The sequence below is a fragment of the Thermogutta terrifontis genome (assembly GCF_002277955.1).
In the GTDB taxonomy this organism is placed as follows: Bacteria; Planctomycetota; Planctomycetia; order Pirellulales; family Thermoguttaceae; genus Thermogutta; species Thermogutta terrifontis.
This window is the reverse complement of record NZ_CP018477.1, coordinates 1,520,003-1,532,490: the sequence shown is the minus strand read 5'-3', so window position 1 is coordinate 1,532,490 and position 12,488 is coordinate 1,520,003. Positions and strand designations below refer to the sequence as shown.

The 12,488-nt window shown below is 57.4% G+C and carries 8 protein-coding genes; 6 read left to right on the top strand and 2 right to left on the bottom strand.

What is annotated here, in order from left to right:
- Positions 1–344: 344 nt before the first annotated feature.
- Entirely contained in the window at positions 345–1,457 is a 1,113-nt protein-coding gene (locus tag THTE_RS05740) for an endonuclease NucS domain-containing protein (protein WP_095414536.1), read from the top strand.
- Positions 1,458–2,299: 842 nt separating this feature from the next.
- Positions 2,300–2,851, top strand: coding sequence for a transposase (locus tag THTE_RS05735; protein ID WP_207651791.1), 552 nt, complete (start codon positions 2,300–2,302; stop codon positions 2,849–2,851).
- Between the two features lie 484 nt (positions 2,852–3,335).
- Here THTE_RS05735 and THTE_RS05730 read toward each other — a convergent pair whose 3' ends face one another.
- Positions 3,336–5,807: a BNR-4 repeat-containing protein gene (locus THTE_RS05730; protein WP_095414535.1), complete on the bottom strand. Its 2,472-nt coding sequence runs from the start codon at positions 5,805–5,807 to the stop codon at positions 3,336–3,338.
- 125 nt (positions 5,808–5,932) lie between these two features.
- Positions 5,933–7,294, bottom strand: coding sequence for a glycoside hydrolase family 28 protein (locus THTE_RS05725; protein WP_095414534.1), 1,362 nt, complete (start codon positions 7,292–7,294; stop codon positions 5,933–5,935).
- 686 nt (positions 7,295–7,980) lie between these two features.
- Between THTE_RS05725 and THTE_RS05720 the strand changes: the two genes are divergently transcribed.
- The 4 genes from THTE_RS05720 to THTE_RS05705 are packed head-to-tail and all read left to right on the top strand — an operon-like array spanning position 7,981 to position 12,483.
- On the top strand, positions 7,981–8,535 hold the full coding sequence (locus THTE_RS05720; RefSeq protein WP_157731807.1) for an RrF2 family transcriptional regulator: 555 nt from the start codon (positions 7,981–7,983) through the stop codon (positions 8,533–8,535).
- Positions 8,536–8,537: 2 nt separating this feature from the next.
- Positions 8,538–10,454 (top strand): FAD-dependent oxidoreductase, encoded by a 1,917-nt coding sequence (locus tag THTE_RS05715; protein ID WP_168175791.1) that lies wholly within the window; start codon positions 8,538–8,540, stop codon positions 10,452–10,454.
- Positions 10,451–10,936 carry a QcrA and Rieske domain-containing protein gene (locus tag THTE_RS05710; protein ID WP_095414531.1) on the top strand — a complete coding sequence of 162 codons (486 nt, stop codon included), beginning with the start codon at positions 10,451–10,453 and terminating at the stop codon, positions 10,934–10,936. Before THTE_RS05715 ends, THTE_RS05710 begins: the two co-directional genes overlap by 4 nt.
- A gap of 5 nt (positions 10,937–10,941) precedes the next feature.
- Positions 10,942–12,483: a cytochrome b N-terminal domain-containing protein gene (locus THTE_RS05705; protein WP_157731805.1), complete on the top strand. Its 1,542-nt coding sequence runs from the start codon at positions 10,942–10,944 to the stop codon at positions 12,481–12,483.
- Positions 12,484–12,488 lie beyond the last annotated feature (5 nt).

Genomic DNA, 12,488 nt, shown 5'->3' with positions numbered 1-12,488 from the left:
CAAGCGGGTCCCTCCGAAACATGGAGGGGCACGCTTGTCGTGCCCGATGTTACTCGGCCAAGTGAAGTGACAGGCCTTGGTAGGGGCTATTCATGAATTGCCCCTACCCGGAGGTCCCGAAAATAAAGCTGTTCCCTTTTTGCTCTCCCGCACGTCGTGGCGGGGAACGGTCTTTTCAGCCCATTTTTAAGTCCCATCACTGCCGCCATATGGGAACAACGCAAACGGCTCCCATGAGTCCCGAAGAAATTGCGTCCGGTCGCCGACAAAAGTAAAGTGTTATTATGGCGCAAAAGACGTGGCTTCAAAGCAGGGACTCAACACGCTTTGGAGGAGAGGGATCCATGCCAGTGGAAGTCGCGATTTGGCGGCTGGACGAGAAACCCAGCCCAGTCGGCTTCTTGTCAATCGACAGCGAAAGCCGTCTGGAACAGCTTCTTGCTGACAATATCTCAATCCTGGATCCGAACTTGCTGCTCATCGGGCGGCAGGTTCCCACGCCCTATGGTCATTTCATTGACCTTCTGGCAATCGATTCCGATGGCAATCTTGTGGTCATTGAGCTGAAACGCGATCGTACGCCACGGGAAGTCGTCGCCCAGTTGTTGGACTACGGCTCCTGGGTGCGGACACTGAATGTGGATGATGTTGCCGGGATCTTCAGCGACTTCCTGACGAAGTACTATCCGCAAAATGCTAACACATCCCTGGAATCAGCGTTCTGCGAGCGCTTCCATGTGGAGGAGATGCCGGAAGGCATCAATGAATCGCACGAACTCATGTTGGTTGCCAGTGAACTGGACGCGAGCACCGAGCGAATCATCACTTATTTGGCGGACGAATATGGCGTGGCCATCAACGCCGTGTTCTTTCGGTATTTTCGTGATGGAGAACGCGAGTACCTGAGCCGTGCGTGGCTGATTGACCCTGGGGACGTGGACATCAAGGTTGAAGAGAAACGAACGAAGCTTCCGTGGAACAACGAGTACTACGTTTCCTTCGGGCACAAGGATAATGGGAGCAGCCGCCACTGGGAGGACGCACGGAAGTACGGGTTCGTTTCGGCTGGCGGGGGCGACTGGTATGTTCGCACGCTTAAGCTGCTTGAACCAGGCGGCCGGATTTGGGTGTACATCCCCGGCCGAGGTTATGTCGGCGTCGGAAAGGTTATCAATGGGCCCGTTCTCGCCAATGAGTTTCTTGTTCGCAACGAAGCCGGACAGGAAGTCCCGATCACGCAGGCTCCTTTGAAGGGGAATTTGACGCGACCGGCAGACGATCCACCGGGAACAGAGGAGTATCTTGTGCGAGTGGAGTGGATCAAAACTGTCCCAGTCGACCAAGCAATTTGGGAGAGAGGGTTCTTCGCCAACCAGAACTCTGCTGCGAAACCACGGAGCAAGAGATGGGTTTACACAGTCAACCGCTTAAAGAGTCGTTTTCAAATCCCCGAGTGACGCAGAGCCGTTTGCGTTGCAAACTCTGTTGGGTAGTGAGTGGGTCAAGAGATTGAAACTGGATAACTCACGAAGACTCACAGCGGAAGGGCCAAGTGATCGCGTAAGGCAGGGAGGCGGGAAAAGGTGGCGTTTCAGGGGTAGGAAGATGGAAGGAAAAAACGACTCGGTTGAGCGTTTTGTGGGCTTATAACGTTATCTCCGCGCGGAGCGTCCTCTCGCAAGGCCCATTCGGCTCCGAAAAGTCTCGGAGGGACCTACTTGCCAGGTCAAAATTCGGAGGGACGTGCTTGTCACGTCCGTCATTCAACGTTCGATCATCCATTGCCTTTCGCCGGGGACTGAAGTCCCTCGTCGAAAGCGGGGCTAAAGCCCCGCACTCCATATGGAGTGCGGCGATTCATCGCCGCTTTTTTGGTGAAGGCTTTAGCCTTCACAACCTTGCCGTTTGCGGTCATTTGCCGCAACCACGGTAAGCGCTCGCCGGTAGGGGCAATTCATGAACGGCCCCTACAACGTCGGAGGGACCCGCTGATCGGGTCCGATGACCACCAATTGATCGCCCATGCCTCCTCATCGGGCACGACAAGCGTGCCCCTCCGAACGACTTCTCGGAGGGACCTGCTAATGCCCCTTCCAGTTCGGGAGTTTCGCGTTTTTGGTAGGGGCAAGAATTGGTCTTGGAGAATTTCGGGAGTTTAGACAAAAAGAGTCTCCACGTCACGTTGCTCAAGAGGACTCTCAATGACGTGGAGACCGAAAAATGGACAAGCTTGATGTTCGCCCGATCACCTGCTGCGACCGACAAGAGCTCCATAGAGTGAAACGACAATTGTTCAATCATGTCAATAGCCGTCACGCACGGACTGAGCTGCTTTCCGCCGGCGGGGTTCGCAACCGCGAAATTGCCCAAGCGGGTCGAGCCCCTGCGAGCCACCTACCGCCGCACTGGTGGAGTTCGCCATTTCCTGGCGGCCTACGACCTGGAAACGGGCACGTTGTTGGGTCAGTTCTACAGCCGGAAAACCTGGATCGAGTTCTTGCGATTTCTCCGGTGGCTCCGGCGGCGTTACCCGCAGAGCGAAACGTTACACATCGTGATGGACAACTACAGTCCCCATCTGAAGGAAGAGGTCTGGGCGTGGGTCCGGGCGAACAATGTGAAGTTTTACCTTACCCCGTCCAATGCGTCATGGCTGAATCGGATCGAGTGCCAGTTCACGGGGCTGAAGAAGTTTGCCCAGGACAATAGCGACTATCGGAGTCATGAAGAACAGGAGCAAGCCATCCGCAGGTATTTGGCTTGGCGCAACGGCCGCCGCGCGATAGCCGTCGAGCCCTGGCGTTCGTCCCTCCGGAGAAACGCCCCATCCACCCGCCGTGCAGCAGCCTAACACGCGCGAAACTCTTCAACTGGAAGGAGCGCTAGCGCGTGGCACGGGTAGAACCGGGCCCGCCAGTGGTTATGGACATTCGAGCGCTTCTCAGGATTCGGACGTTGCCAGCGCGATCGGTCGGAGTGGAAGTGGCGTCTATTGGAGGGACGCCTTCCACGGCATCCGTCGCGCACGGAGGGGCACGCTTGTCGCACCCGACGGTAGGGATGGATCATCGAACGTTGCACGGCGGACCTGACGAGCAGGTCCCTCCGAAACTGCGGCCACAACCGGCGAACCTGATCCGCATCCATGCCCTGGCCTCCTTAACAGCGGCAATGGAACGTAGATTTCCAAATAGATTCTTTAAATTCACCGATTTATAAAAGATCAATATTGGGCTGTAGTATTTAGTAGTATTTATTTGCAATCTCGTCAACTTCACCGAGAGGTGAGTGCGTGGGGGAATATTGAGATTCGGCATAACGACCCTTCGGACTTTTCAATTTCCGCGCGAGTTGAGAGGCACAAGCTGGGTTAAATCAGCCTGAGAGGCGAGTTTCCACGTCCGCCCGCCATCGGGCGACACGAGCAAAGCCCGCCGCGTGCCCGGGTAATCGTTGCGATAGAACCAGTAGGTGGACCAGCAATCGTACGACAGGAACAGCCGCCCCAGCCGGTCAATGGTTAGTCGGTGGTAAAAAACGCTGTATTCCGAAAACGGCGGAATGATAAGGACCTGCGGGGACTGCCAGTTTTGCCCGGATGGTTTTTGTTGATGCGAAAGCGTGGCGAAAATACTCAAGGGATGCGGAGGCTCTTGAGACTTCCAGAGACGAAACACCGTATGAAGGGTGTCATCCGGTCCGCAGACTAACCCAATATAGGTCTGCCGTAACCCCTCACCCAGGATCGCTGGTTCGGTCCAACCACCGCCTGCGTCATTGGGGACCAGCGATCGAGCGTACGGAAATGGTGCCCCGTGCGTCCCCCCAAGGGTGTGCAAATATCCCCGACTATCCATAGTGATGCTGGGGGTGTTATGGATGTCGTTGGCAGGCGGACCATATCCAACGAATGCCCGCGGACCAAGTTCACCTTTTGCGCGATCATACGTCACGACATAGGTCGGTGCGCCGGGCACCTTTTCTGCCGGATCAGTCGCCTCGGACCAGATCACGTGCACGCGACCTTCCCGAGAAACGACGCACGAAGGGCTTCCTGAATGTGCAGAATGTCCCAGCACATTCTCTGAAATCACGATTGGCGGCGCAAACGTGATCTCTTCCCCACGCAACTCCGGCAGGATCAGCTCCAACCGGTAAAGGCGTCGCCAAAAGAGCTTGGGGTCTGCCTGCAAGAACGTGTATCGCAGGATCGGTGGCGGCCCATCCAGGACGTTATGCCCGGTGAAAACCTCCATATCAAATGTGCGACCGTCCCCCTGGCCTGAAGGTAGTTCATGCGCTGAGAATGTCCGTGCCCCGTCGTGGGAAACGAGCAGAGACGGTTGTCCATCCACCTGGGCCACAAGATACACCCTGTTGTTTCGATCAAAGGCGATTTTGGGCGTGAGGGCACTCACGGAACGAACAGTCGTTCCGCCAGCGGCCCACCGGACAATGGCCGACAGATCACGCGCGTCCCATCGCTGACCGTCCCAAACATACAGTCTCCCGCCGGAACAAACATAAGGCCGGTTTTCCATGTCGAAATAGACCTGGTTTTCCACCGGGTAATCCGGCAAATACCCCAACTGCTCGTTTTCGTGTTCGTAAGGACGGAGGATCAACGGCAGCGCCAAAGGCTTTGCGGCAGGCGCTTCACCTGCTACAACCGTGAAACTCGCGTAAGTTGTGATGCCCGACTCATCTTTCGGACGAACCCGGATGAAACAGGTACGGTTTTGGCCCGCAGGACCAACCTGATAGCGGACCGAAATGCTCCTCGCCTCGCCAGGCTTCAACTCAAGGGAATCCGGGCCTTCGAGGCTTGCCGGCCAGGATTCCTGCGGAAACTCCAGACTCACCAGAAAAGCCCGTGCCTTTGGTGCATTGTTGTGGACCCGGAAAACCATCGTCCCGTTCTCACCTGGTCCACCATACACAACACGGCGATAGGGAGTGATCAGCCAACGATTGGGAAGCCAATCGAACCATGCGCTCGGTTGAGGTGTCCAGACCGTCAGATCGCGATAACGATCACCCGATTCCCATTGAGTCACACCATCAATGTGCAGAATGCCCTGTTGCCTGGGGAAATGAATACGCCAGGGCACGGCATCCCGAGAAACCTTCGCCGGGAAACGGTGGCTGGCTGTGCCCTCGGCGGTCACTGGAATTTCAGCCAGAAGCTGCCCCCGTCCGTCGAACACCTGCAAGGCCTTCGTATCACGAGCCAAACCGGTGGCCTCAAGGCCGAACTCCCCAGGGCGCGGCAAAAAGACCACGTCGCCCGGTTTTTCGGGATGAAGCAGGACAATCGGCTCGCGGTGGGCTTCATCCCGATGACCCCGCGCTGTTTCAACCACATAGTGCGGGCAATTCGTGCGGAAACCCCAGGCAATCTCCTCCCCATAACGATCCTGAGAAATTGTGATATTCAGGCCATAGACACCAGGACGGTCCACCTTTGTTTCTAACCGCACCATTTGAAAAGGGCCCAAACCCTTTCCCGTCGGTAAACCGTCGTCCGGAATTCGTGCCTCGTCCAGTACCCGACGATCGGGACTCACCAGAATCGCCCGAAGCTCCGTTACGCGGTTGTAACGGTGGAGGTCACGTTTGTAAACTTCGATGGTCAATGTCCCCTCGGTGGCAAAGAAATACGCCCCCCCAGCCCCGCCGACGGCCCAGGTAACCTCTTCCTCGGGCAAGACCGTCACCGTCGACTCTGCGATGGCGAAACATTCACCAAAACAAAACAGACAGGTCAGACCTGCGAGACAACACCAGACACAAAAACCCGATCGCATGACATTCCTCCTTGGCTTTGAAACACTGGCAAGAAACCTGAGCGGAGGGCATTCTTGTGCGGCCAAGGAATCTTTTTGGTGCGGTCCTTATCACACCAATTCCCAAAAGATTCCACACCTTCTCGTCACGGGGAGTTCTCCGATTTCTTGACAACCAGATCGCGGATAACGCTGTCTAAGGCATCGCGCAGGATTACCGGTTCCTTGCCAGGGTCTTCTTTCACACCCGGGGGAAGGACCAGTGTGAAACCGTCCAGCGTGAACCCGCGAACATGGGCGGCCACAAACCAACCGGGCAGACGGGCAAACTCCGTATCGCGCTGTCCGGAGACCGTGCGACGCCCCCCAATGTGCTTTCGGCGATTGCTCCAATCCTCCGGATCGCGGACATGGAACACAAGGTTCTTGACCGTCAATCGTTCGATGGGATTCTCGGGTGTCCCCTGCACGAGGGCACCAAATCCGCTTGTAACGGTGATGTTTTCCAGCGTGATATCGCGAATATGACCGAGCGGCGAATCGGCATGGCGTTTTTCAATGTCCATGAAAATCGGAAACATCGCCCCTTCGACATTGCTCGCGCCTGTCGGTTTGTAGTTTTCCAGCGAGATATTGGCAAACCGGATATGTTCGACAGTCGCACCATCTTTGACATAAATCCCGATCCCTACAGTACTGTTGCGCACAATACAATCTGTGAACTCCATATCCCGGAAATCGCCCGACGACTCCGTCCCCAATTTGATAGCCGTGGCGATGGACTCCAGCTCGCAATCGCGGACCTTCACATCTTCGCACGGCTTACCATCAGCCGTTTTGCAGACAATGCAATCGTCGCCCGCTGAGATGCGACACCGGGCAATTCGCACATGCTTGCAGGAGACGGGGTCAATGCCATCGGAATTGGTATGAAAATAGTGATTGCGAATTGTGACATCTTCAACCGTGACGTTCTCACAGAAGCGGAACGTCAGTGTCCATGTGTCGCTCAGAACACAACTAATCTGTCGGACGGTCACGTCCCGACAGTTCTGAAAGAGGACAAGGCCCGCGCGGAATTCGGGCATTTTGGCATCGCTGCGGTCGGCCCGGCGTCCCAAATCACCGTCACCGATCCCGCGAAGTGTGCCTTCGCCCGTGATGGCCACCTGTTCAGCATCCTGGGCAATGATCAAATACCGCGCCCTGGGATGATCCTCGGGACGCCGGCTTTGCCGAATCACGGCCCCCGTGTCGAGGTGCAACGTCACATGGCTTGCAAGGTGAAGGGTACCGCACAGGTATTCGCCGCGCGGAACAAGTACCGTTCCGCCCCCAGCCTGAGCGCAGGCATCAATGGCCCGCTGAATGGCCGACGTATCGAGTGTCTGCCCATCACCCTTGGCCTGGTAGTCCTTCACGTTGAAGACGTCCGCCTGAGCCCATCCTGCGAGGATCCACGTTATTACAAGAAAGACGCCCGTAAAGCGATTCTGAGATGCACCCATGGACTGGCTCCTTGTGAAGCGTTTCAGGCGAAAACGCTGCCGGGGACAAATGCAGAGCTTTCATCATCGAGGACGTGTTTCAGGATTGCCCCCCCATTCTATGCGGGCCAAGAGCGGTTCGCACCTGGGCGGAAGGCGAATTCCTCCGCCCTCACCTCATCCGGGTGCTCACCGTTCCTGAACAAAGCGCGCCCAGATGCACAGCATCTCCCCTGAACCCCTGCCGAGCCCGCCCTTTGCGTTGTTGCCATCTAGCGTAAGTCACTGGACTCAGGAAGGCTCTGGAAAAGGCATTCCCCGCAGGAGGTGCAGGACGGTTGAAAAGCGAACCATCGGTAGGGGCCATTCATGAATGGCCCCTACCGACACGTTGTTTAGCCCTGGTGGATGCGCTTTGGGGGCGATTCATGAATCGCCCCTACCGCATATGGAGGGACCTGCTTGTCAGGTCCGCCTTTTGGAGGGACCTGCTTGTCAGGTCCGTTTCTCCCAAGCTGGATTATCGATTTCGTCTTCGTCCTGGCGGGCACGACAAGCGTGCCCCTCCGTGTTCGACGGAGTCCGGAAGATTGGCGGACCAAATAGCTCAGCAGATACGTAAGCAATAAGGTCCGTCCGCGTCTTGACAGGGGAGCGAATTACGGATATTGTGGATATCGCTTATCCGATTTATCCGGGATTTGGGTATGTTGACAAAAACCACCATCTCCGGCTTGAAAGCACTGGTGTTTCTGGGACTCCACCCAGATCACCAACCAGTCTCTCCGCGGGTGATCGCCCAGGCGTTCGGAGAGTCTCCCACCTATTTGGCGAAGGTGCTCCGCCAGTTGGTCAAAGCGGGGATACTCAAGGCCCAACGAGGAGTGGCCGGGGGAGTTTCCTTGAATCGTTCGCCAGAACAGATCTCGCTTCTCAGCATCGTTGAGGCCTGTCAGGGCGTGATTCTTGGCGACTTTTGCCGGGAAACCGACGACCTCTCGCGTACATGCGCGTTTCATCAAGCGGCCGCCGAACTTCACCGGGCCATTGTGGGCGTTCTTTCGCGGTGGACGCTGGCCGACATGATCAAACGGCCCTGCCCCGACCCGTCGCTCCCCGAGAGGGAGAAATGCTGGTTATGGCCTGGCATCGAGATAGTGGAGCTCGTGCCACCGGAAAAGAAAGAGTGGCCGTCGACGCCTTCGCGATCTCGTCCCGGTCGGATGACGAAGGCTGGAGAAGCGCGGGGACAGGAGGTGTAGCCTTGCAGCCAACACTCGCCGTTTCCGTACCGGGTACCGACTACCACCGGCAACTCATCGCGTGTCAGGTGGCCTGCCCGGTCCATACCGATGCCCGGGGATATGTCCGCGCCATTGCCGAGGGACGTTATGAAGAGGCATATCTCATCGCTCGAGGTCCGAATCCGCTCGCTTCGATTTGCGGGCGGATCTGCGGGGCGCCGTGCGAGGCGGCCTGTCGACGCGGACGTGTTCCGCGAGTAGACGCCGATGGTCATTTTGTGGCCGAGGACCGCCCCCTTGCAATTCGTGCGCTCAAACGATTTGCCTGTGAGTCGGGCGGTTGGGAAAAGCGAGATCCAGTGGATTACTGGAAGAATCTTCGTCAGGCAGCCCCACCGATTGCGATGGATGCCGAGGAACTGGCCGCGTGGATCAAAGCGGAGGCGGCGGGCCGGGTCGAGAAGGCCGCCGGTCAACCCGTGGCCATCGTCGGCGGCGGCCCTGCCGGACTGGCTGCCGCTCACGATCTGGCGTTGATGGGTTTTCGGCCGGTCATCTTCGAAGCCGAACGCATTCCGGGGGGCATGCTGGCACTGGGAGTGCCCGCCTATCGTTTGCCGCGGGAACTCATCCGCTGGGAAATTTCGGTGATTGAAGCCCTGGGTGCAGAGCTGCGATGCGGGCAGAGCGTCGGGGAGCATGTTTCCTTCGCTCACCTGCGGCGCGAGTACGCGGCTGTTATCCTGGCCGTGGGAGCCAAGCGCGCCCGACGATTGGGAATCCCCGGCGAAAACGGTCCTGGCGTGTATGGCGGCGTTGATCTGTTGCGCGCGGTGGCACTGGGAGAACCCTTTCAGATCGGTCGCCACGTCGTGGTCATTGGGGGTGGCAATGTGGCTTACGATGTGGCGAGAACTGTCCTGAGACAGGTTGCCTGGGATACCGCACGAACAGCCGCACGGATGGAACCCGGCACCGGAGTCAAGCTGGTGTCGCTGGAAACTCTCGAAGAAATGCCGGCGGATACGCAGGAAATCCTGGAGGGCGACGAGGAAGGGATCGAACGTTTGGGGGGATGGGGTCCTTTTGAGATCGAGCGCGGCGCCAACGGCGAAGTCACCGCGGTCGTCTTTCGGCGATGTTTGCGAGTTTACGATGAAAACCGTCGCTTTGCACCTCTTTTTGACGATAACGATCGGATACGCATCCCGTGCGATACAGTTCTTCTTGCGGTGGGCCAGACGACCAGCCTCGACTTTCTTGCAGAAGGTGGGGAAGACATCAAGCAGCATCGCCCAGGCTGGCCGGTTGTGGATCCGGAGACCCTCGCCACAACCGCACCGGGGGTTTTTGTGGCGGGCGACCTTGCGCATGGGACAAAACTTCTCATTGATGCAGTTGCCTCGGGGAAACGTGCTGCCCGGTCGGTGTACGAGTATCTGACCGGCCGTCGCCTGGTCCCCGAAGCGACAACCGTGTTCTTGGAGGAGAAACGCTATCGGCGAGAACGCGGCTACGAGGGAGTGCGACGACAGCCGATCCCCACCACTCCGGTTACAGAAAGGCTGAAGGGGTGGGACGTGCTGGTGGAAACAGGATACGACGCCACTCTCGCCAGGCGGGAAGCATCACGCTGTCTGGATTGTGCCGTTTCCCCGGTTTTCGACGGATCACGCTGCATCCTCTGCGGTGGTTGTGCGGACGTATGTCCCACCCGGTGTCTCAAACTGGTCCCTCTTCAGGCCATGGAGCGCAACGAAGAACTGGAAAAACTTGTGGCGGCACTGCTCGGTGAAGGAATCGATTGGACCCAGCAAAGCGCGATCCTCAAAGATGAGGACCGCTGCATCCGTTGCGGGCTGTGCGCGGCCCGGTGTCCGGCTGACGCGATCACGATGGAAAGGGTCTGTCATCACGTGGAGTGGAAGACGCTATGAAAGACGATCACACGACGGTGCTCGCGCGGCTTGCTCCTGAGCCGGTACCACGCAGGGATTTTCTTGGTTTGTCGGCCCTGGGAGCCTTTGTCACCGCGCTGTTTCTGGCATTTTTGGGTATCATCCGATTGCCCCGGGTTGTCGTATCGGCGTCCCCATCGCGCAAATTTCGCGTGCAGTTACCCGAGTCACTCCAGCCAGGTGAGCCCTTCGTGCCTCCCGGTCGCAATGTTGTTTTGTTCCGCGATTCCGAAGGTGTGTATGCCATCTCGCTGGTATGCACCCATCTGGGATGCATCGTGAAACCCAGCCCGAATGGTTTCGAGTGTCCCTGTCACGGCTCGCGCTTTGCGCCCGACGGGCATGTGATCGGAGGGCCTGCTCCCAAGCCTCTTCCCTGGCTGGCAGTTTCGCTTGAGGGTAACGAAGTGTGGGTGGATGGCAATGTGACCGTTCAACCCGGGACTAAGGCACGAGGTTGATGCGTATGGAGCCCAGACAAGCCCCCCTCAAGGAATTGTGGTCCCATTTGCGGGAAGCGCCCCGGCGGTTCAAGGAATCCGCCTTCCGTTCCGGACCGCCTGTGACCGATCGGGCGCGTTCAGAATTCGTTTTCAACAATCTGTTTCTTCATATTCATCCTGTTCGTGTGCACCGCTGGAGTCTCCGGTGGCGCACAACCTGGGGACTTGGAGTGGCCGTGACTGCGGCGTTTCTGCTGACGCTCATCACGGGCGTGTTATTGATGCTTTATTACAAGCCCTATCCGGATGTCGCCTATCAATCGATTAAAGATATTCACTATGTCGTCCCTACGGGACGATTTATTCGCAATATCCACCGCTGGGCAGCCAACCTAATGGTGGTCACCGTATTCCTCCACATGGCACGCGTCTTTTACACCGGTGCTTATCGTTACCCGCGGGAGTTCAACTGGCTGGTGGGACTGGGACTTCTTGTGCTGACACTCGGACTATCTTTCACAGGTTACTTGCTGCCCTGGGATCAACTGGCCTATTGGGCGATCACCATCGGTGCGAATATCGCTCAGTCGCCGCGGGAACTGACAGATGCCCTCGGGATCACGCCCTACTTCGATCCAGGCGGCTGGATGAAAACGCTCCTGCTGGGCGGGCCCGAGGTGGGAGATGAATCGCTGATCCGTTTTTACGTGCTGCACGTGGCTGTTCTCCCGCTGGCGTTGGTCATTTTGATGGGCGTTCATTTCTGGCGAATTCGCAAAGACGGAGGGCTGGCACGGCCTGAAGATGCCGATGCGCTGCTGGGACCTCCCCGCGACCTTTACCCGGTTTTCACGGACGTTCCCACCAAAACGTATCACCTGGCCGCGATCGTTCGAGGTCGCTCACCCGCAGTGAACAGAGGGCCGGAGAATACAATTCCTTCCATGCCTCATCTGTTCTATGCCGAATGTGCCGTCTTCATGTTGACGGTTTTCCTTACCGTCCTGGCTGCCATCTTCTGGAACGCTCCGCTCAAAGAAATCGCCAACCCGGCGGTCCCGGAGAATCCGGCAAAGGCCCCCTGGTATTTTCTGGGGGTACAGGAGCTCGTATCTCATTCCGCATTCATGGGAGGTGCTGGAATTCCCCTGATCGTCATCATCGGTCTGGGACTGATTCCATTCCTGGACCGCGAAACCGAGGGAACGGGAAGATGGTTCGGTGGCCCAGGCGGCCAGCGTCTCGTTCTCGTGTCCGCGGTCTTCGGATTGCTTTCTGTCATCGCTATTGAAGCCTTCGCCATTCAGTTTGGCTGGCTGCGGCAGTGGTTCCCGGATATTCCCCAATTGATTATCACGTTCGTCAATCCGGGCACGCTGTTGGTCGTTGTTTATGCCATATTCTCGCTGGGAATAGTCCATCGCTATCGTTCTGCCCGAGCCGGTGCGGTGGCACTTTTCACTTGCTTTCTCTGTGGATTTGTCGTGCTGACGATCATTGGTGTTCATTTTCGTGGACCAAACTGGGGATTTTACTGGTCCCCGGCGGACTGGCCGAAGCATTGATCGCC